Source organism: Yoonia sp. D2-7 (assembly GCF_055809435.1).
This window is the reverse complement of record NZ_CM147912.1, coordinates 1,663,532-1,684,667: the sequence shown is the minus strand read 5'-3', so window position 1 is coordinate 1,684,667 and position 21,136 is coordinate 1,663,532. Positions and strand designations below refer to the sequence as shown.

Annotated in this window: 22 protein-coding genes; 15 read left to right on the top strand and 7 right to left on the bottom strand. The window is 57.2% G+C overall.

The window, feature by feature from the left end:
* Positions 1–156 precede the first annotated feature (156 nt).
* From AC0L7R_RS08140 to AC0L7R_RS08130, 3 genes are read left to right on the top strand one after another with little or no spacing between them, the layout of a single operon-like run.
* Positions 157–1,095 (top strand): nucleoside hydrolase, encoded by a 939-nt coding sequence (locus AC0L7R_RS08140; RefSeq protein ID WP_473660180.1) that lies wholly within the window; start codon positions 157–159, stop codon positions 1,093–1,095.
* A complete protein-coding gene (locus AC0L7R_RS08135; RefSeq protein ID WP_473660179.1) occupies positions 1,092–1,544 on the top strand; it encodes a GNAT family N-acetyltransferase in 453 nt (150 codons plus the stop codon). The genes AC0L7R_RS08140 and AC0L7R_RS08135 overlap by 4 nt, the downstream gene beginning before the upstream one ends.
* The gene (locus AC0L7R_RS08130) at positions 1,541–2,917 is read left to right on the top strand and encodes a protein adenylyltransferase SelO family protein (RefSeq protein ID WP_473660177.1); all 1,377 of its coding nucleotides are present in this window, start codon (positions 1,541–1,543) and stop codon (positions 2,915–2,917) included. Before AC0L7R_RS08135 ends, AC0L7R_RS08130 begins: the two co-directional genes overlap by 4 nt.
* On the opposite strand, the gene AC0L7R_RS08125 is transcribed toward AC0L7R_RS08130, so the two are convergent.
* The 3 genes from AC0L7R_RS08125 to AC0L7R_RS08115 form a co-directional block, all read right to left on the bottom strand.
* Positions 2,914–3,687 (bottom strand): hypothetical protein, encoded by a 774-nt coding sequence (locus AC0L7R_RS08125; protein ID WP_473660175.1) that lies wholly within the window; start codon positions 3,685–3,687, stop codon positions 2,914–2,916. The two genes, AC0L7R_RS08130 and AC0L7R_RS08125, sit on opposite strands and share 4 nt — an antisense overlap.
* Positions 3,688–3,853: 166 nt before the next feature.
* On the bottom strand, positions 3,854–4,399 hold the full coding sequence (locus tag AC0L7R_RS08120) for a peptidylprolyl isomerase (protein WP_473660173.1): 546 nt from the start codon (positions 4,397–4,399) through the stop codon (positions 3,854–3,856).
* On the bottom strand, positions 4,392–4,898 hold the full coding sequence (locus AC0L7R_RS08115) for a peptidylprolyl isomerase (RefSeq protein ID WP_247128938.1): 507 nt from the start codon (positions 4,896–4,898) through the stop codon (positions 4,392–4,394). The genes AC0L7R_RS08120 and AC0L7R_RS08115 overlap by 8 nt, the downstream gene beginning before the upstream one ends.
* A gap of 128 nt (positions 4,899–5,026) precedes the next feature.
* On the opposite strand from AC0L7R_RS08115, the gene AC0L7R_RS08110 reads away from it, so the two are divergent.
* The 10 genes from AC0L7R_RS08110 (at position 5,027) to AC0L7R_RS08065 (ending at position 13,633) form a co-directional block, all read left to right on the top strand.
* Entirely contained in the window at positions 5,027–6,205 is a 1,179-nt protein-coding gene (locus AC0L7R_RS08110; protein WP_473660171.1) for a phosphoglycerate kinase, read from the top strand.
* A gap of 121 nt (positions 6,206–6,326) precedes the next feature.
* Positions 6,327–7,220: a fructose bisphosphate aldolase gene (locus AC0L7R_RS08105; RefSeq protein WP_473660377.1), complete on the top strand. Its 894-nt coding sequence runs from the start codon at positions 6,327–6,329 to the stop codon at positions 7,218–7,220.
* Between the two features lie 57 nt (positions 7,221–7,277).
* Positions 7,278–7,880 (top strand): hypothetical protein, encoded by a 603-nt coding sequence (locus AC0L7R_RS08100; RefSeq protein ID WP_473660169.1) that lies wholly within the window; start codon positions 7,278–7,280, stop codon positions 7,878–7,880.
* A gap of 105 nt (positions 7,881–7,985) precedes the next feature.
* Complete coding sequence (locus AC0L7R_RS08095; RefSeq protein WP_247128941.1) at positions 7,986–8,285, top strand: FtsB family cell division protein; 300 nt, start codon at positions 7,986–7,988, stop codon at positions 8,283–8,285.
* Positions 8,286–8,530: 245 nt separating this feature from the next.
* Entirely contained in the window at positions 8,531–9,229 is a 699-nt protein-coding gene (locus AC0L7R_RS08090) for a hypothetical protein (protein WP_473660166.1), read from the top strand.
* 469 nt (positions 9,230–9,698) lie between these two features.
* Positions 9,699–10,148 carry a GNAT family N-acetyltransferase gene (locus AC0L7R_RS08085; RefSeq protein WP_473660375.1) on the top strand — a complete coding sequence of 150 codons (450 nt, stop codon included), beginning with the start codon at positions 9,699–9,701 and terminating at the stop codon, positions 10,146–10,148.
* The gene (locus tag AC0L7R_RS08080; protein ID WP_473660164.1) at positions 10,145–11,494 is read left to right on the top strand and encodes a DUF2927 domain-containing protein; all 1,350 of its coding nucleotides are present in this window, start codon (positions 10,145–10,147) and stop codon (positions 11,492–11,494) included. The genes AC0L7R_RS08085 and AC0L7R_RS08080 overlap by 4 nt, the downstream gene beginning before the upstream one ends.
* A gap of 15 nt (positions 11,495–11,509) precedes the next feature.
* Positions 11,510–11,680: a hypothetical protein gene (locus tag AC0L7R_RS08075; RefSeq protein WP_247128945.1), complete on the top strand. Its 171-nt coding sequence runs from the start codon at positions 11,510–11,512 to the stop codon at positions 11,678–11,680.
* A gap of 3 nt (positions 11,681–11,683) precedes the next feature.
* Positions 11,684–12,868, top strand: a complete 1,185-nt coding sequence (locus AC0L7R_RS08070) for a vWA domain-containing protein (protein WP_473660162.1) — start codon at positions 11,684–11,686, stop codon at positions 12,866–12,868.
* Positions 12,869–12,946: 78 nt separating this feature from the next.
* The gene (locus tag AC0L7R_RS08065) at positions 12,947–13,633 is read left to right on the top strand and encodes a M48 family metalloprotease (RefSeq protein WP_473660160.1); all 687 of its coding nucleotides are present in this window, start codon (positions 12,947–12,949) and stop codon (positions 13,631–13,633) included.
* Here AC0L7R_RS08065 and AC0L7R_RS08060 read toward each other — a convergent pair.
* Together AC0L7R_RS08060 and AC0L7R_RS08055 are read right to left on the bottom strand one after the other, a co-directional pair.
* Positions 13,630–14,172 (bottom strand): RSP_2648 family PIN domain-containing protein, encoded by a 543-nt coding sequence (locus AC0L7R_RS08060; protein ID WP_473660158.1) that lies wholly within the window; start codon positions 14,170–14,172, stop codon positions 13,630–13,632. The two genes, AC0L7R_RS08065 and AC0L7R_RS08060, sit on opposite strands and share 4 nt — an antisense overlap.
* Positions 14,169–15,365, bottom strand: coding sequence for an RSP_2647 family RNA methyltransferase (locus AC0L7R_RS08055; RefSeq protein WP_473660156.1), 1,197 nt, complete (start codon positions 15,363–15,365; stop codon positions 14,169–14,171). Before AC0L7R_RS08055 ends, AC0L7R_RS08060 begins: the two co-directional genes overlap by 4 nt.
* 124 nt (positions 15,366–15,489) lie before the next feature.
* On the opposite strand from AC0L7R_RS08055, the gene edd reads away from it, so the two are divergent.
* Both edd and eda read left to right on the top strand, forming a co-directional pair.
* Positions 15,490–17,295, top strand: a complete 1,806-nt coding sequence (edd, locus tag AC0L7R_RS08050) for a phosphogluconate dehydratase (RefSeq protein WP_473660153.1) — start codon at positions 15,490–15,492, stop codon at positions 17,293–17,295.
* A 117-nt stretch (positions 17,296–17,412) separates the two neighbouring features.
* A complete protein-coding gene (gene eda, locus AC0L7R_RS08045; protein WP_247128951.1) occupies positions 17,413–18,054 on the top strand; it encodes a bifunctional 4-hydroxy-2-oxoglutarate aldolase/2-dehydro-3-deoxy-phosphogluconate aldolase in 642 nt (213 codons plus the stop codon).
* On the opposite strand, the gene AC0L7R_RS08040 is transcribed toward eda, so the two are convergent.
* Positions 18,043–18,312, bottom strand: coding sequence for a hypothetical protein (locus tag AC0L7R_RS08040; protein ID WP_247128952.1), 270 nt, complete (start codon positions 18,310–18,312; stop codon positions 18,043–18,045). The genes eda and AC0L7R_RS08040 overlap by 12 nt on opposite strands.
* Positions 18,313–21,084, bottom strand: a complete 2,772-nt coding sequence (locus tag AC0L7R_RS08035; RefSeq protein WP_473660151.1) for a [protein-PII] uridylyltransferase family protein — start codon at positions 21,082–21,084, stop codon at positions 18,313–18,315.
* Positions 21,085–21,136: the final 52 nt, after the last annotated feature.

The following is a 21,136-nucleotide window of genomic DNA, read 5'->3' as shown; positions in this document are numbered from 1 at the left end:
ATCGCCTAAAAATCAGCCCAAATTCGGCGGACGGCGCGCCAAAACCAACCCTATCATCGGCGCAAATCAGCCTTAGCGCGCCACGTTATCGCGCCGCCAGCCCTTGCCCCTTTTGCCCCAAACCGACACAGTGACGCGGAATCAAAAGGACGTTTCATGCCCCGCAAAATCATCATCGACACGGACCCCGGCCAAGACGACGCGGTCGCCATTTTGTTGGCGCTCGCGTCACCCGAAGACCTTGATGTCTTGGGCGTCGTGGCCGTCGCCGGTAACGTGCCACTGCCCCTGACCGAAAAGAATGCACGCATCGTTTGTGAATTGGCCGGGTTCCCCGAAACCAAGGTCTTCGCGGGCTGCGATGCCCCCATAAATCGCAAACTGATCACAGCCGAACATGTTCACGGGTCCACCGGTCTGGACGGGCCGCAAATGGATGATCCGACCATGCCGCTTCAGGACCAGCACGGCGTCGATTTCATCATCGAAACGCTGCGCCGCGAAGACGCAGGCACCGTCACGCTGTGCCCGCTTGGCCCTTTGACGAATATTGCCACGGCCTTTAATCGCGCACCGGATGTCGTTGAAAAGGTGCAAGAAATTGTATTGATGGGCGGTGGCTATTTTGAAGGAGGCAACATCACACCAAGCGCTGAATTCAACATTTACGTCGATCCAGAAGCCGCTGATATCGTAATGAAATCTGGCGTGAAGATCACGATGATGCCACTTGACGTAACCCACAAGGCGCTGACCACCAAAGCCCGCGTCGACAAGTTCCGCGCCATGGGGACCAAGATCGGCGACATGGTCGCCGCATGGACCGATTTTTTCGAAAGGTTCGACATGGAAAAATACGGATCAGAGGGCGCGCCGCTGCATGACCCCACCGTGATCGCCTATCTCATCCAACCTGACCTGTTCGCAGGCCGCCACATCAACGTCGAGATCGAAACGACGTCGGAATTGACGCTTGGGGCCACTGTCGCGGATTGGTGGCGCGTGTCGGATCGACCGGCTAACGCGACCTTCATGAAAGATATCGACGCCGACGGTTTCTTTGATTTGCTTGCCACACGGCTGGCCAGACTATGAGCGCCGCGGTGAACCTTGCGACGCCGGATAGCGCCGATCTGTGCCTCGCGTTGATGGAAAAACATCATACCGAACAAGGGCTTCCATACGACGATGCGCACCGTGCCGCCGTTGCTGCACCTTTGCTTGAAGGAAACCCGCTGGGTGCGATCTGGTTGATCGGCCCTGCCCGCGCCCCGTTGGGTTACGTGCTAGTCACCTTCGCATGGAGCGTTGAGGCTGGCGGTATGGTCGGCTGGATTTCAGAAATCTACATGCGCCCGTCCGTCCGTAAACGCGGCATCGGCACCGAAACCTTGCACGCAGTTGCGGTGGCCTTGCGAGCGGGCGGTGTGAAAGCTTTGCATGCGGAACTGGGCGCTGCGGACAATCCGTTGTTACATTTTTGGAAACGCGTTGGTTTTCGGACAGATAACACGCGGTCAGTGGTGACTGATATTCTGTCATGAAGGCGCATTTCGATAATTCTTACAGTCGCTTACCGGCCAATATGTTCGCCGAGGTTACACCGACACCCGTCGGGAACCCGCATTTGATTATCCGCAACGATGCACTGGCCAAAGACCTCGGGATCACGTTTGAAGATGACGACACGGCCGTGTTTGCGGGCAATACCATTCCAGACGGTGCCGCCCCCCTTGCGCAGCTTTACGCGGGTCATCAATTCGGGAACTGGAACCCGCAACTGGGCGACGGACGCGCGGTGTTGTTGGGTGAAGTTGTTCAGAACAATCAACGCTTCGACATCCAGCTGAAAGGGTCTGGTCGTACGCCGTTTTCACGTGGTGGCGACGGTCGTGCGTGGCTTGGTCCTGTGTTGCGTGAATATCTCGTGTCCGAAGCCATGCACGCGCTTGGCGTCCCCACAACGCGCGCCTTAGCCGCTGTATCGACGGGTGAACCTGTGGTGCGTGAAACCGTCCTGCCCGGTGCTGTGCTGACCCGCGTTGCCAGCAGCCACATCCGCGTCGGCACCTTCCAGATTTACGCAGCACGCGGCGATATGGATGCGTCGAAGGCCCTGACCGACTACACAATTGCGCGGCATTATCCTGATGCCACAGGTCCAAGCGACCTTTTGAATGCCGTGATTGCGCGGCAGGCCAGACTGATCGCGGAGTGGATGGGGCTTGGGTTTATCCACGGCGTGATGAACACCGATAACGCATCAATTGCAGGCGAAACGATTGACTACGGGCCCTGCGCCTTCATGGACAGCTATCACCCCGAACGCGTGTTCAGCGCGATTGATCAATTTGGTCGCTACGCCTATCAAAACCAGCCACAAATCGCGACGTGGAATATGGCCCAATTTGCCACGTCCCTTATTCCGCTGATGGATGATCGGGACGCTGCGATTGAAGAATTTACGATTGCAGTCAACAGCTTCAACGATATCTTTCAAGTAGAGCGTCGCCGTGTGTTTGGGCGAAAGTTGGGCCTGACGGTGATGACAGAGGCCGATGATGCCCTTGCCAGCGATCTACTGGACCTGATGGCGGCAGACGGTGCCGATTTCACGAACGTTTTTGCCAATCTTGACGATGCGCGGGATCAATTTTTGGACCGCGCTGCATTTGACGCATGGCATGACCGCTGGACCAAACGTCGTGATGCTGAACCGGTGAACCCTTTGATCATTCCCCGCAACCATAATGTCGAAGCGATGATTACAGCTGCTGTAGCTGGGGACTTCGCACCGTTTCACGCGTTTTTGGCAGCTGTCACGGATCCTTTTGCCCCGCTCACAGACGCGACCAAGGGATTTGCCAAGGCTCCGACCGAGGAAGAACAGGTCACCCGCACATTTTGCGGGACCTAACGGTCTGCATTACCAAAAAAGAAGACTTCTGGGGTGCTCAGGTCAAAGGACGGATCGCTAATATCGCCCCCGACCCCAAACGCCTGATCCCCGTCGAACAAGACGGCCATTGCGCCTGTTACATCTACCGTTTGCGTGGTCCCACCACCGGTATCAGCGCTAAGCGTCCCCGCGATTTCAAATCCGGCGGCTGCGACACCGGACGTATTGGCCAATTCGCCGTTTGTGAAAGTGATCGACCCTTCGGCATCGAAGGTCGGCGTATCGCTCGCGATCGCCGCAAAAGAATCCGTTTCCACGACAGCCGCTAATTCCGGCCCATCCACATAGATGAAACCGTCCGCACCGCCAGCAACGCTTGGGTTCGAAGGATCATCAAAGCCGATTTCAATAACGCTGTTGCCGACAAATCCATCGACGCGCGACGCGTTGCCATAGACGTAGAAGACGCCGTCATAGGTCGCACCGCCCCGTGCCTGCAGATCTGCAACGGAATCCAGTGGGGCAAGTTCGCTCAGGTCTTCGCGTGCCCCGATATCCGTCAACAAAGCCGCGAACCCAGCAGCGTTCGCGTTCACCTGTGAAAGCGTAATTGAGGTGTCGGATACAGCCGGCGGCGTCACGGCGGGCGTTTGCGTATCTGGTGTCGGGGTTGCGGGTTGGTTTGGCGTGGGAACAGATGCCATGACCTCGGCCGTATTCGACGCGCCGCCGCCGCAGCCAGCCAGTAGCACTGCTATCAAACCGTAAGATAGAAAAACTGGTCGCATATCTTTATCACCACTGAACTCGACAAGTCGCGACACTAACAGCCTTGCGACCTGACACAACCATCGGTCGTAGCGTCACAGCAGTGTTTCCCAAAAGGAAACGCAGTTGCCCAATAAAAAAGGCGGGCCCTATTGGACCCGCCTTTTGCACATCAAGTGCGATGCGTTATTCCGTCACGCGTACGGCGCTCATGACGTCTGGCGTGCCCGCAACAGATCCGCTTTGGCCTTGGCCCCGCTTGATCGCGTCAACGACATCCATGCCTTCGGTAACTTCACCAACGACTGTGTATTGACCATTCAGGAAGTGTCCCGGTGCAAACATGATGAAGAACTGCGAATTCGCAGAGTTCGGGTTTTGCGACCGCGCCATGCCGACGACGCCACGATCAAACGGAAGATCAGAGAATTCCGCGTTGATGTTGCCGAGGTCAGACCCACCTGTACCCGCACGGGACAGGTTGCCACCCGCGACGCCATTTTTGACATCGCCAGTTTGCGCCATGAAGCCCTCAATCACGCGGTGGAATACGACATTGTTGTAGTCACCCGCTTCTGCAATCGCAGTGATCTGGGCCACGTGGTTTGGTGCGACATCTTCGAAAAGGTCGATCCTGATGGTGCCATTGGCCTCACCTGTCACGTCGATTTCAAGACCTGTCGCCACCGCTGGACCAGCGACAAGTGCAAGAACGGCAGCAAGCTTAAGCATCAGCAGCCACCACAACTTTCACCATACGATCAGGGTTCGCAGGTGGTTCGCCTTTTACGATTGCGTCAACGTGCTCCATGCCTTCGATGACCTGACCGTAAACAGTGTACTGACCGTTCAGGAAGTCATTGTCTTTGAAGTTAATAAAGAACTGGGAGTTCGCAGAGTTCGGGTTCGCAGACCGCGCCGCACCGATAGACCCGCGTGCGTGTGGGATCTTGGAGAATTCTGCTGGCAGGTCGGGCATGTTCGACCCACCTGTGCCTGCGCGGCCCGGGTTGTAGTCTTTTTCCATGTTCGCGTTTGCCACGTCGCCTGTCTGCGCCATGAAGCCGTCGATCACGCGGTGAAACGCCACGTTGTCGTAGTCGCCATTGCGCACGAGTGTCTTCATCCGCTCGCAGTGTTGTGGTGCCACATCAGGCAAAAGCTGGATCACAACGTCACCGTTTTTCAGTGTCATGATGATCGTGTTTTCTGGATCTTTAATATCGGCCATTGGGCGCTCCCGTGTTTTTAGGTTGGCCTAGACATATGGCCCAAAGCGGCAATTGCCAAGGGACGGCTAGTTGACGTTTTCGGGTCCTTCCCTCAGGTAAGACACAACCCAGACTTAGGAGACGGCAAATGGCGTGGAAAACCCTTGATGATATGGACTTTGCGGGCAAGCGCGCATTGGTCCGCGTAGACATAAACGTGCCGATGGAAGACGGGCGCGTAACGGATACAACTCGCATTGAGCGGATTGCCGCGACTGTTGACGATATTCAGGCCGCAGGCGGTAAAGTCATCCTAATGGCTCACTTTGGTCGTCCGAAGGGTCAGGTCGTCCCTGAAATGTCGCTAGAACACATCGCAAGTGCTGTGTCCGACACGCTTGGCCTGCCTGTAACCTTTGTGGATGGTGACTACGCGGATGCCATCGCTGAAATGGAAGACGGCGAGGTACTGCTGCTGGAAAACTTGCGGTTTAATCCTGGCGAAGAAAAGAACGACGAAGGCTTTGCAAAGCGTTTGGCGTCACTCGGCGATATCTACGTGAACGACGCCTTTTCTGCAGCTCACCGCGCGCATGCGTCGACCGAAGCCATTGCGAAATTGTTGCCCGCCTGTGCAGGTCGTCTGATGGCGGCAGAGCTTGGTGCGCTGGAAGCGGCCCTTGGCACGCCAAAACGTCCGGTTGTGGCCGTGGTTGGCGGCGCGAAAGTGTCCACGAAGCTAGATCTATTGGGCAATCTTGTTGGCAAAGTTGATCATCTGGTGATCGGTGGTGGCATGGCGAATACGTTCCTTGCAGCCCAAGGCATCGATGTCGGCAAATCGCTGTGCGAGCACGATCTGGCAGATACAGCCCGCGAAATCTTGGGCAAAGCCGAAAAAGCAGGCTGCGAAATCATTCTACCGCGCGATATTGTCGTCGCCCGCGAATTCAAAGCGGGCGCTGCGAACGAAGTAGTCGCGCCTGACTCCTGCCCCGCGGATGCGATGATCTTGGACGCAGGTCCTGACACGGTGACATACATTAGCGAAGTTCTGGCGGGTGCCAAAACTTTGGTCTGGAACGGCCCGTTGGGTGCGTTTGAAATCGAACCGTTTGATCGGGCCACAAATGCGGCTGCGGGCGTGGCTGGTGCATTGACCGACTCGGGTAACCTGACGTCTGTCGCGGGGGGCGGTGATACGGTTGCGGCGCTGAATCAGGCGGGCGTGGCAGATAATTTCACCTATATTTCGACTGCTGGCGGGGCCTTTTTGGAGTGGATGGAAGGCAAGGAATTGCCGGGCGTCGCCGCTTTATCCAATTAAACCGAATGTTTAGCGCTAACTGTTAGCGTAACCATAATTGCAAGGCTCTCCCCCCGCACCTTATGACAACGGGTAACGGGGGGTGACCCAGTCATTTGCAAGGAAATTGGTGATGCTAGACATGTCTAATCAAGCGCAGTGGGAACAGGTTCGGGCCGGCAAAGGCTTTATCGCAGCTTTGGATCAAAGTGGCGGTTCAACCCCAAAGGCACTCAAATTGTACGGTGTCACAGAAGACGCCTACCAAACCGAAGACGAGATGTTTTCATTGATCCACGGGATGCGGTCCCGGATCGTGAACGCGCCCGCCTTTACGGGCGACAAGGTCGTCGGTGCGATCCTTTTTGAAATGACGATGGACCGCCAGATCGACGGCAAGCCTGCGGCAACGGCACTGTGGGAAGATCACCACGTTGTCCCATTCCTGAAAGTCGACAAAGGCCTGTGCGATGCAGAGGGTGGCGTTCAGTTGATGAAACCGATCGACGGTCTGGACGCACTTTTGAAAAAGGCGGCTGACGCCGGTATTTTCGGAACCAAGATGCGTTCTGTTATTTCAGCGGCCAATGCTGACGGCATCGATGCGATCGTCGCCCAGCAGTTCGAAGTGGGCAAACAAATCTTGGCGCACGGCTTGATGCCAATCCTGGAGCCTGAGGTCACAATTTCTATCGCTGACAAAGCAGAAGCCGAAGACCTGCTGCTGGCCGCGATCACAAAGCAATTGGACGCCCTGCCCGACGATCAGCAAGTCATGCTGAAACTGACGCTGCCGGAAGTCGCAAACCAATATCAATCATTGGTCGACCATCCGAAGGTGCTGCGCATTGTGGCACTGTCCGGTGGCTATAACCGCGAAGAAGCCAATACGCGTCTGGCCCAGAACAAGGGTATCATCGCGAGCTTTTCTCGGGCGTTGACCGAAGGCCTATCTGCCCAGCAGGACGACGCCGATTTTAACAGCGAATTGTCCAAAACAATCGATGCGATCTACGCGGCCTCTGTGGCTGGCTAAATGCTAGACCACGCCCGCTTGCACGGCTAAGTTGTGCCGAAGCAAGGGGGCGTGGTGATGCTACGATATAGTTTTGTTCTTTTCGGACTGGTGGCCTGCACACCTGTTGAACAGCCAGTGCTCGACGGCATCCCGCCCGCATGGACGCAAGTCGCAGCGGATGGCAGCTCAAATTGGCAGCGAAGCGATGATCCCCTGCGGGATATTCCAAAGCTTGGTACAATTCACCTGTCCATCGCAGGTGATCTCTACGATTGGGAAACGGTTGATTTTTCGACCGACGTCATCGACCTGAGCGCCGAGTTTCTCGTCGAAGGCGGTCCGATGCCCAATACGCTGTATCTTGTCGGCTATGACAGCGGCGACCGCCTGCTTGAAGGCGCAGGCCTGATCAATATCACCGCCACATTCGCGCAAGCCGCCCCCAGCGCAAGCACAAGCGCCACGCTGTTCACTGCAGGACAATTCGCGGAAGACGTCGTCGCACGCACGCAAAGCGATCTGCGCGTGACCCTGACAGAGTTGACACCGTATCCGGTCGACGACATCGGATATGTCGCGGGAACCATCGCAGGCCACCTGTGTGGCGAACCGCCAAGCGCCCCCGAATGCCACTATATCACCGGCAGTTTTGCGACGCAGGCTTGGATGCCGGATTAATCCGACATTAATTGTCTCGCGGTGCATTTTTAGGATTCACAAAGTGATTCGGATGTGCGATTCTAGCGATAGATCGTCCAAAGAAGACGGCATTTTGAGGCACCGATGCGAAAACGTAGCCGCCCAGCGATGGGCACACTCCTTTCTTTCCTGGGTCTATTGGCCATGGGTCTGTATTTCACCTTTGCCGCCGTGCAGGGTGATTACGGGGTGTTCAAACGTGCGGAAGTCACAGCAGAGGGTCGCGCGCTATCCCAAGAGCTCGCGACCCTACACGCCGAAGTGGCGCGCATGGAAAACCTGACACGACGGTTGTCGGATAACTACCTTGACCTGGACCTGCTGGACGAACAAGCGCGCGACGTGCTGGGCATGATCCGCGCGGATGAGATTGTTATTCAGTAGATCTGGCTGGTCGTGAGGTAGCTGTGCGGCCTCTTCTGACATTCGCGCATCTGCACCGATGGCAGGTTTGACGCTCTGCGACAAATCTAAAAAGATACATTCAGACCACCAACCGCTCGTGCTTTGTCGCACCATTGTCGTGGACAGCAAACGTGATTACGCCATATGATCCTCACATTTGTTGAACGCATCAAAAACAGACCTTTCGCACCACATCCGTTCAACATCTGTCTGTGCTTTGATCCATGAGAGACAAACCAACGATGATGAAATGGATGACGACGACCGTCACGTCCTTTGTTGTTGCGGGCGGCGCCCTCTGGCTAAATATGCAAGAGGTACATAGCGACGATCCGTTTGAAAACGCGTTTACTGTTGTTACCGCAAAGAATTTCGCACGCAGTGCCGTGCCAGGGCACGTCGTTGAATATACGGCGCCAGCTGTATTCGACATTATGACCAACGTCGATTGGGGCAAAGAATCTGTAAATTTGGAAACAAATCTACCAATAGAATCTGGAATCTATGGTGGTTTCGACGACAATTTGACCGTGCGCTGTGCACAGGTCGCATTTGCGGAGGCTGACGAACACGGCTCGCTGCCCGGTCGGGTTGGCTGGCCTCCAGACCGCCTCGTCGACCTTGCCAGACAAGACAAAGTTGGCGAAACATATATGCGGAGATGTGAGATCCAAATAGGACCGATTAACGGGCAGGATAGTAGTTTCTCAACGCTTGTTCAGCGATGCCAAGACGCCATCCAAACCAAATTGCCCGGTCCGATCGAAACCAAAAGTTGGAATGAAGGTGCTTTCGAAGTAAAATCGGCCCAACCTGTTGAAACTTCACATGGCACACTCATTGAAGCTACGTGTTGGCATAACAGCGTCAGGCCGCATCTGCATTTTGAAACGTGGTTTCTCATTGACTTTGGGCGCAAGTAGTCCCCGCAAAATTCAACCAAGTTGTTCAGATGTGTGGAAGCAAAAAATCTGATGGTCGCCTCGAACCCAAACAACAGATTTGACCAAGCCGCCATTCATTCGGTTTGCAGCATTGATCGGCCCGCGCTCTAAAGAGACATACGCTTTCCTAACAGTTGATCTTTCCTAGCGGTTGATCTGCAAAATCTAAAAGAGCGAGCTCTTAACATGTTCCCCTGAGCAATCTGCATCAACATCTAGCCTACAGCACCTCCGCCACCACAAACGTCTGAGTCTTCTGTGCAACGCAGTACCGAGAAAGCGGGTACTATCCCGAATATCAGGTGCGTGCCTCCCTCTGTTCACCTTTAATCAACCTGCCCCCACCATGATGGCCGCGCATTTGCCGTAGCCACACACACGAGGGGACGCAGTCTTGTGGCAGGCAAGATTGACGCACTTGAGGAGAGCAGACGTGACCAAGGCAAAAATGCCGGTCATCATTCGCCCACTTCACGCAGCTGATCAGGCGGCGTGGGCAGGGCTGTGGACCGCCTATCTGGAATTCTACGGCACCGCTTTGCCGTCTGACATCTTTGCGTCCACCTTTGACCGCCTCTTGGGCGACGATCCGCAGGACTTTTCCGCTCTTGTTGCTGAAGTGGACGGCGAACTGATTGGCCTCGCCCATTACCTTTTCCACCGTCACGGCTGGAAAATCGAAAACGTCTGTTATCTGCAAGATCTCTTCGTCAGTCCCGTCGCGCGTGGCACTGGCTGCGGTCGGAAATTGATCGAAGCGGTTTATGCCGCTGCCGACACCCATGGTGCGCCGAACGTGTACTGGCTGACCCAAGACGACAACACCGCTGGTCGCCAGCTGTACGACCGCGTAGGTCATCTGACCAATTTCATCAAATACCAACGGCCCGCCGCATGAGCCGCCTCGCAGCCCTCAGTCTCGCCGTCCTCACGGCCTGCGCGCCTGTCCCGCAAGACGTCGCCGCAACCCGCGCGGCCCCGATTGCATCCGTGCTGCCACCGGTCAAGACCTTTGCGGCCGTGCCCGTCCGCACCCCATCGCGATCAAACACTGAGATTTCGCAGGACTTTCTCGACCTGTCGTTCCGCATGGAAAGCGGCAAACAAATCCCGTTCATGACCCGCTTCGAAGGACCAATTAATGTCCGTGTGCAGGGCGAAATCTCTGACACATTGCTGAATGACCTTGATCAATTGCTTAGCCGCCTGCGGCGCGAAGCGAACATCAACATCGACATGTCAGAAGCCGCGCAGCCGCAGATCATCGTGCAGGCCATTCCTCGTCGCGTGCTGAACGACGCGGTGCCGCGAGCGGCCTGTTTTGTTGTGCCGCGCGTGTCCAGCTGGGATGAATTCCTGCGCGTCCGCCGGACCGACACGGTCGACTGGACCACGCTGACACGCCGCGACCGCGCGATCATGTTCGTGCCGTCCGATGTGGCCCCGCAGGAAATCCGCGACTGTCTGCATGAAGAACTGGCGCAGGCGCTTGGACCGCTCAACGATCTGTACCGCTTGCCGGATTCGGTGTTCAACGACGACAATATCCACAACGTGCTGACCAGCTTTGATATGCTGGTTTTGAAAGCCTATTACGCCCCTGAATTGGCAAACGGCATGACACGCGGTCAAGTGGCTGAAAAGCTCCCCGCCCTTCTTGCCCGACTGAACCCTGCTGGAAATCGCGGGTCACGGTTCCCAGAAGATGACACCAATCGCGACTGGATTGACGCCGTCCAAACGGCGCTGTCGGGTGCAGCAACGCCATCGCGCCGCCGCGCAGCTGCCCAAAACGCAATCCAAATCGGCAACGCCTTTGGCTGGGGCGGCACACGCGAAGCATTTGCACATTACGCCCATGGACGTTTGCAAGTCGGGAACAATTCCGAACTTGCGCTGGCCTCCTTCAACGCTGCCGACCGCATCTACCGGTCCAATCCCGCAACACAAATTCACGCAGCACACATTGCCGTACAACGTGCGGCATTTGCGCTCACTGCGGGGGATGCGGAAGCCGTTATCACACTGACAAACGGTGCAATTCCCCTTGCCCGTGACCACCAAAACGCCGCCCTGCTTGCTACGTTGATGATGTTCAAGGCCGAAGCACTCATGCTGCAAGGCAACACCACAGAGGCCGAAGCGGTGCGTCTGGACAGTCTGGGTTGGGCGCGATACGGCTTTGGTCAGGATGTATTTGTGCAGGCCCGTCTGAACGAGATCAGGGCGCTGCGCCCGCTCTAAAGGACGATTTGCGCAATGATTTACCCCCTTTCCGGCCTTCTGATTGGTGCCATTCTTGGGGCGCTCAGCGCCAAACGGCGCGGCGGCAAGATGCTTGATCTTTTGCAATGGGGCGGCGTACTGGCAATCATGGGCGGCATCATCGGCATGTTCGCACTTGTGCTGATCGAACGCGCCAGCATCTAAACGATGTTCCTGCCCTTCTTCGAAAACCTCCGCGCGGCAAAGGTCCCCGTGACCCTGCGCGAATTTCTGGCCTTTCTCGAAGGGATGCAGGCGGGACTGGCGACCTATGATGTGGACGCGTTCTACTTTCTGGCGCGCACTGTGATGGTCAAAGACGAACGGCACCTCGATCGGTTTGACCGTGCATTCGGGGCAACCTTCGCAGGGTTGGAAAACATCACCACAGATCAGGTTCTGAACGCAGTCGACCTGCCCGCAGATTGGCTGGAAAAGCTCGCTGAAAAGCACCTGAGTGCGGAAGAAAAAGCTGAGATCGAAGCACTAGGCGGCTTTGATAAACTGATGGAAACGCTGAAGAAACGGCTCGAAGAACAAAAGGGTCGCCACCAAGGCGGATCTAAATGGGTTGGCACGGCAGGCACGTCCCCGTTCGGCGCCTACGGCTACAATCCCGAAGGCATCCGCATCGGCCAAGACAAGTCGCGCCATCAACGCGCCGTCAAAGTCTGGGACAAGCGCGAATTCCGCAATCTCGACGACACGGTTGAACTGCAAACCCGCAATATCAAGGTCGCCCTGAAACGCCTCCGGTCTTGGGCGCGTGACGGGGCTGCTGAAGAACTCGACCTGAACGGCACCATCCGCGCGACTGCCGAGAACGGCTATATCGACGTGAAAACCCGGCCCGAACGGCGCAATGCGGTCAAGGTCTTGTTGTTTCTTGATATCGGGGGATCAATGGATCCGCATATCAAAATGGTCGAAGAACTGTTTTCGGCGGCCAAATCCGAATTCAAAACACTGCAACATTTCTATTTCCACAATTGCATATACGAAGGCGTTTGGCGCGATAATGCCCGCCGCTGGAACGACCAGACTGATACGCATGAAATTCTGCGCACTTACGGGTCCGACTACAAATGCATCATCGTGGGCGACGCATCCATGTCCCCCTATGAAATCGCCTATCCGGGCGGCGCAAATGAACATTACAACCCCGAATCCGGCGAGCTCTGGCTGACCCGCGTCCGCGATCAATGGCCCAACCACATCTGGATCAATCCCCTCAACGAAGCCTACTGGCGCCACACACAGTCCACTCAGATGATCCAACAGATTTTCGGAGCCGATCGCATGGTGCCAATGACCATCGCAGGGCTGACAAAAGGTATGAAGTCGCTAGGCTGACAATCACCACGCCGACCATCTGCCAAAACAACGCATCCAGCGCTTGCCCCGCACGCTCCTGCGCCCCATATCTAGGGCATGTTGCGCCTTGCCCCCATTCTGCTCGCCGTTCTGTACGGCCTCGCCATGTACCGTTTTTCCGTTTGGCGGACGCAGCGCGAGCTTGATCAGAAATCAACGCCGCTAACTGACCCAATGCTGCGTCAGCTCTGTGATCAGATGGCCGGTGCCTTGGATTTGAAGCAGATCAAGGTCAACATCTACGAAATTGAACCTGTGAACGGCCTCGCGTCCCCTGACGGTCGCATCTTCATCACGCGTGGTTTCTTTAACAAGTACCGCGCAGGCAAGGTGTCTGCTGATGAAATGGCCAGCGTGATTGCCCATGAACTGGGGCACGTAGCACTGGGCCATGCTCGCCGTCGTATGATCGACTTTTCCGGCCAGAACGCTGCGCGCACCGCGATTGCGATGGTACTAGGCCGGTTTCTGCCTTTTGGTATTGGCAACTGGATCGCAAGGCATGCAATGCGGCTTTTGGCGGCAGGTTTGTCCCGTAAGGACGAATTCGAAGCTGATGCTTACGCCTCTGCCCTGCTCGTGAAATCCGGCATCGGCACCGCGCCGCAGATTTCGCTATTCCATAAACTCGAAACGCTGACAGGCGCACGTGGCGCAAAAATTCCCGCGTGGATCATGAGCCACCCAAAGACCGACCAACGGATCGCGGCGATTGAAGCAAACGCTGCGAAATGGCAGGCTTAAGCCGTTAGGGCTTTACCCAAACGCGGCAGGCGTGCCTTTTTCATCAATGGCCGCATCTGCCAATCGTCGCCTGACAACCGTCGCGCCTCAGCCAGCACCGCGTCGCCGACACCGCGCACCACATCCGGGTTTTGATGGAACATCTCGACGAGATAAACGTCAGGGCTGAGCCGATCCAGATCGTTTTCGGCCAACACATCCTTCGGAAAATCCTTGACGTTCACCGTCATAATCGCGTCGCAAGACCCAACTACGGCGGCCGTCAGCACGTGGATGTCGTCCTTGTCGGGCAACCAGAATTGACGCAGCTTGTCTTCGGGATAAGCCACCACAGCGTTCGGAAAACGGGCAGAAACGCCTGCGATTTCGCCACGCGCTAAGGTTTCCCCTTCCGGTCCGATCTTGCGTGCCGCCCGCGCCCATTCTTCCAAAATACGCGCAGACCAGCGAACTTCGAATAGGCCCGCCTGCGCACAGCCAAGCACGACTTCGCGCATGACTGTTGGGTAAAGAACGCAGGTGTCGACCAATATCCTCACAGGCGGAAGAACACCGACTTCAGATAACCTGTTTCCGCCAGATGCGGCATCAACGGGTGATCAGGACCGGCAAAGCCTGTGTAAATGATTTGACCGCGACGCCCTGCACGGCCAATCCCGCGTGCCGATGCATTACGGAATTTAGTCAGGTCCGCCGCGTGTGAACACGAACACAGCCCCAAATAGCCACCTTCAGCAACCAAAGGTGCCGCAAGGCGCGCGACACGTTCATAGGCGCGCAGGCCTGCTTCCATCGCTTTTTTCGACGGCGCAAACGCGGGTGGATCACAAATCACCACGTCGAACGTCTCGCCCTCTTCCGCCAATTTCGTCAGTACGTCAAAGGCATCGCCCTTACGCGTTGTAAACTTATCAGACACGCCCATTGCCTCTGCACCTTGTGCAGCGAGATCCAATGCTGGTTGCGATCCGTCAACGGCCAATGCAGACGTCGCACCACCAGCCAAAGCTGCCAGACCAAACCCGCCAACGTGTGAAAACACATCCAAGACCCGCGCGCCTTTGGACAGCGACGCCGCAAAGGCATGGTTCGGACGCTGGTCAAAGAACAAACCTGTTTTCTGGCCACCAATGACATCCGCCATATAGGTCGCGCCGTTCATCTGTACCGGAATTGCCGCTGTGGGCGTCGCGCCCACCATCACATCGGTGCGTTCGTCCAGACCTTCCAAGGTCCGCGCACGCCCCGTTCCGTTCATCACCACGGTCGTAACACCCGTCACATCGACCAGTGCCGCAACAAGCGCCTCAATATTTGCATCCGCATAGGCGGCGTTGGGCTGCACAACAGCCGTATCGCCAAAGCGGTCAATTACAACCCCCGGCAGCCCGTCGGCCTCGGCATGTACTAGGCGATAAAACGGCTCCGCAAACATCCGTTCGCGGTGCGTCAACGCACGCTGTAGTTTCGCCGCAAACCACGCCTGATCAATCACCGCATTTTCATCGCGGTCCAACATCCGGCAGATGATTTTCGACTGCGGGTTCACCGCAACCATCCCCAACGGACGGCGTTCTGCATCTTCCAGCCGCGCGATTGTGCCCGCCTTTATGCCTTTGGTGCGGCGGTCCATGACCACCTCGTTTGCGTAAACCCATGGAAAACCATGCCGAATTGCGCGGGCATCACCCTTTGGGTTCAGGCGCACTGTGGGGGAAGCTGTATCTGTCATACCTGCCTCCTACAGCGAAACACCGTCCCTTGGAAAGAGCCCAGCCAGACTGCGACAAAGAACACTGTTGTTAGCGCTAACAAACCCTGCTACGAGAGCACCAAATCAAACGTAGAGGTGCGTCATGACATTGAACCCCCAAATCGCCGCAGTCACAGACCGTATTCGCAAACGGAGCGAAGCCACACGCGGGGCCTATCTGGATTTGATGGCAAAGGCCGCCTCTGACGGACCGCGTCGCGGGCATATTTCGTGTAGCGGTCAAGCCCACGCGTTTGCGGCAATGGGCGAACAAAAGGGTGATCTGGCGGCAGGCAAAGCGCCCAACATCGGGATCATCACCGCATATAACGACATGCTGTCCGCGCACCAACCGTTTGAAACATATCCGAACCTGATCAAATCAGCCGCGCGCGCGGTTGGGGCCACGGCCCAAGTTGCAGGTGGCGTGCCTGCGATGTGTGACGGCGTGACCCAAGGCGAAACAGGCATGGAATTGTCCCTGTTTTCGCGTGACGTGATCGCATTGGCGGCGGGCGTCGGCCTGTCTCACAACGTCTTTGACGCGGCAGTTTACCTTGGCGTCTGCGACAAGATCATTCCGGGTCTGGTGATTGCAGCTGCAACGTTTGGCTACATCCCGTCCGTGTTCTTGCCCGCAGGTCCAATGGTCAGCGGCCTGCCCAACGATGAAAAGGCCAAAGTGCGTCAGAAATTCGCCATCGGCGAAGCGACACGTGAAGAACTGATGGCCGCCGAAATGGCCGCTTACCATGGTCCGGGCACTTGTACCTTCTACGGCACGGCCAACACCAACCAAATGCTGATGGAATTCATGGGGCTGCACCTACCGGGCGCGTCTTTCGTGAACCCGAATACACCGCTGCGCGACGCGTTGACCGTCGCAGGCACTGAACGGGCGGCGGCAATCACAAGCCTAGGCAACGAATTCCGGCCGGTCTGCGATATTCTCGACGAGAAAACATTTGTGAACGGGCTTGTGGGCCTGATGGCAACGGGCGGGTCTACCAACCTCGTGCTGCATCTGCCAGCCATGGCGCGCGCCGCTGGCGTGATCCTCGACCTCGAAGATTTCGATGACATCTCCAAAGCTGTGCCATTGATGGCGAAAGTCTATCCAAACGGTCTGGCCGACGTAAACCATTTCCACGCAGCGGGCGGGCTTCAGTACCTGATCAACGACCTGCTCGATGCAGGTCTGCTGCACGACGACGTGAAGACCGTCGCGGGCGACGGGCTGTCGCATTACCGCAATGAGGCCGAACTGAAAGACGGGCGCGTCAGCTACCGCGCAGGCGCGAAAAAGAGCTTGAACGAAAAAATCGTGCGCCCTGTGTCCGATCCGTTTGCGACCACCGGCGGGCTTGTGCAACTGGCAGGCAACCTCGGGCGCGGCGTGATGAAAGCATCCGCCGTGGCACCGGAACGGCACATCGTCGAAGCACCGGCAAAGGTCTTCCATACCCAAGACGCTGTTAAAGCAGCGTTTAAGGCGGGCGAATTGGCCCAAGACACAATCATCGTTGTGCGTTTCCAAGGACCGCGATCCAACGGCATGCCAGAACTGCACGGCCTGACGCCGACCCTATCGATCATGCAGGATCGGGGCCTCAAGGTCGCACTCGTCACGGACGGCCGCATGTCCGGCGCATCCGGTAAAGTCCCATCCGCAATCCACGTCAGCCCAGAGGCTGCAGATGGCGGGCCGCTTGCGAAAATCCAAGACGGAGACATCATCCGCCTTGACGCCACGTCCGGGACCATTGATGTAGTCGGCGTCGATCTGGACACACGCGACCTTGCGGTTGCGGACCTGACTGGCAATGGAAACGGGGTTGGCCGCGAATTGTTCGAGGTCTTCCGCCAGAACGTCGGACGTGCCTCTGAAGGCGCAGGCGTTGTGGTTTAACTTTTATGCCTCCGGCGGGGATATTTGGCGCCAAAAGAAACGGGAACAAAAATTTCCGCGACATCAGCGCCTGATACTGCCGCCGCATAATACGTAACGCAGACGAAAGAGATACCAATGACACCGCAAGACGCCTCTCAAGCCGCCGCCGACATTTGCGCCCTCGCCCCTGTTGTGCCTGTGCTGGTTGTGGAAAAAGCCGACACTGCCGAAGAACTCGCAAAAGCACTTGTTGCTGGCGGTTTGCCTGCGTTGGAAGTCACATTGCGCACGCCAGCAGCGTTGGACGTGATCCGCGAGATGGCAAAAGTTGAGGGCGGCGTTGTCGGTGCAGGCACATTGTTGACGCCGAAAGACGTAGAAAACGCGAAGGCCGCGGGTGCCACATTTGGCGTATCTCCGGGTGCAACTGACAAACTGCTCGACGCATGTGAAGCCAACGACCTGCCATTGCTGCCGGGTATCGCGACGTCCTCCGAGGCGATGCGCCTGCTGGAACGCGGCTATTGGGTTCAGAAGTTTTTCCCGGCCGAAGCAAATGGCGGTGCCGCAGCCCTGAAAGGTATCGGCGGCCCGATCCCACAGGTGAAGTTCTGCCCAACAGGCGGTGTTTCATTGAAGAACGCACCGGATTACCTGAGCCTGTCGAACACGCTTTGTGTCGGCGGTAGCTGGGTTGCCCCAAAGAACTTGATTGATGCGGGCGACTGGGCTGGCATCACCGCTATCGCAGCCGAGGCCGCAAAACTAACGCGCTAATCTCGCAGCTCGCCCGCCCCGTCGTTTGGCGGGGCTGGCATCGGCCAATGCGGCCGTCAGCGTTTGTGTCATCGGATGATCCAACCGCCCCGGCCCGTAAGCGGTCAGCAGCTTTTCAATGGCAGGCGTGTGGTCGTCGCTATTGTGGCTCAACGCCCAATCCAGAAAAATTGACCGGCATTCATAGGACGAAATACCGTCAATATTATAGGCTTCGCGGATCAGACCTTTGGGGTCGAGCGGATCTCTTTCAGCCATTTAAGTCTCTCCTGCCAATAGCGCCGTTATCGCCGCATCCGCTTGTGTCGCGGCATCATCCATCTGGGTCAAGAGAGATTGCATGTCCTCTGCCCCCGTTTCACGTAGCACCACAGCGCACCCGCCCACACCGATCTGTTCAGGGTCCAGTACTCCGCCTGTCAACAAACGCGCAGCGCCCTGCACCGCTGAGAATAGACGATACGCCCGCAGGATCGCATCGGCCTGCGCGGCATCGAGCCACCCGTCCGCGACACCCGCCGCAATCTGGTCTTCCGTTGCGATAACAGCCTGACCTGCACGCAAAGCAGCCGCTTGCGCCAACAGTTCGCAATCCTGCAGACGTCCCGCACCGTTCTTGGCATCCCACGCGGCCCCGTCCCCACGTGCATCCGCGATCCGGCGCCGCATATCCCGCAGGTCTGTCATGATCCCCGCTTTGTCGCGGTGCTTGGCCACGACGACGCCCAGAAATTCGGTGATTTCAGCACGTAGCCCTGCGTCACCAACAATCGGTTGCGCCCGCGTAAGCGCAAGATGTTCCCAAGTCCAAGCTTCGTTCAATTGGTAGCTCTTGAAAGCAGGCAGCGATGTCGCCACTGGCCCTTGCCGTCCCGATGGACGTAACCGCATGTCCACTTCATACAACCGACCTTCGGACATTGGCGCAGAAAGTGCGGTCACCAAGGCCTGCGTCAAACGCGCAAAATACGGTCGCACGGCCAGCGGGCGCGGCCCGTCGGACATTTCGGCCTCGCCTGCATCGTAAATCACGATCAGGTCCAAATCCGACATCGCCGTCAGACGATGCGCACCCAGCGACCCCATCCCCACAACGGCAGCCCCACGTCCAGGGGCGGCCCCGTGTTTCCGAGCAAATTCAACTTCGACCACAGGCATCACAGCCGCAATCGAGGCCGCAGCAAGGTCTGCATATTGCTGCCCCGCTGTGGGCGTATCGGTCAAACCGCGCAACAAATGCACGCCAATTCGGAAATGCCATTCCTTTGCCCAACGCCGCAACGCGATCAGTTGCGCCTCGTAATCGGGTGCGGCCTTCAGGACCTTGCCCGCCTCAACAGTCAACTCATCCGCACCGGGCCAATCACCAAAGAACGATCCCCCGAGCACGGCGTCAAACACACCTGAATTGCGCGAGAGGTACTGCGCCAAGGCAGGTGCTGTCGCTGCAATATCCACGATCAATTGGGTCAATTGCGGGTTCGCTTCAAACAACGAAAACAGCTGCACGCCTGCTGGCAGTCCCGCCAGAAAACCGTCAAACTGCACCAGCGCCTCGTCCGGTTTTGCAGACGCCGCCAAACGGCGCATAATATCAGGCCGTAACCGATCAAAAATCGCCTGCCCGCGGTCCGATCGTAACGCAGGGTACGTGGGCCAACGGTCTGTAGTGTCTTTGCCCCAATCGCTATCGTCTTCCGCTGCGACTTCATCCGGCGCAAAGAAGCTTTCCGTCAGTTCATGCACTACATCCAACCGCGTCTGAATGTCCGCCCGCAGCCCTGCCACATCGCGCCCCATCAACGCTGCCAAGCGGGCAAACCCGTCATCGGTCGTCGGCAATGTATGGGTCTGCGCGTCATTGATCATCTGCAACCGATGCTCGACTTCGCGATGGAATTCATAATGGTCGGTCAGCTCTGCCGCATTATCCTCGCTGATCCAGCCCGCGGCCGCCAAACGCTGCAACCCTTCCACCGTTTCGCGGGTCCGCAATGACGGATCACGCCCGCCCGAAATCAACTGTCGGGTCTGCGTGAAAAATTCGATCTCGCGAATACCACCCTGCCCCAGCTTCATGTTGTGGCCTTCAAGCGATTGCGTACCGCCCAGCCCCTTATAATCCTTGATCAGCAAACGCATATCATGGGCGTCTTGGATCGCGGCAAAGTCCAAGTGTTTACGCCAGACAAACGGGCGCAACGTATCCAAAAACCGCAGGCCCGCCGCGAGATCACCGCCGCAGGGGTTTGCCTTGATGTAGGCCGCGCGTTCCCACGTGCGGCCAAGGCTTTCGTAATACCGTTCGGCCGTTTCCATCGAGATGCAAACAGGCGTGGACGACGCATCGGGGCGCAGCCGTAGATCGGTTCGAAACACATAGCCGCCTTTTGTCACATCCTGCATGATCGCGGTCATCTTGCGGGTCACGCGGATAAATGCGGCACGGGCGTCGTGGTAGTCATCAGGGTCAAACCGCGTTTCATCAAACAGACAAATCAGGTCGATATCGGATGAATAGTTCAGCTCCCCCGCGCCCATCTTGCCCATCGCAAGCGCCACCATCCCTGCCCCGGTCGCGGCATCCGCATCAACCATCCCCGGCAACTTGCCGCGTTTGATTTCTGCGGCAACCAATTGTGTGATGCACTGATGAACCGCGGCATAGGAAAAATCGGTGATGGTCCCCGTGACGGTCGCCAAAGGCCACACGCCCGACAGGTCCGCCAGTGCCGTGATCAACGCAATCCGGCGTTTGGCTTGGCGCAAGTGATCTGCCAGATCAGCGGCCTGACAACCGCGCACACCTGCCAGAATATCCGCGACCGCCGTCTCCGGATCATCCATTGCTGCGATAACCCAATCCGCTTCGCTTTTCAGCAATCCTGCCAGGTACGGACTAGACCCCGCGGTGCCCCTGATCAGATCCGCCAAACCATCCGGCAACGCGTCAAACGCAGCCAAAGCATCCGCGCCCCGTTCGGCATTAAACGGATGCGGGCAACGGGTCATCCGGTCGGCAATACTCATGGGGAAGCTCTTGTCTTTAGGGAAACGCGATGATGTGTTGGACGTCCACGCT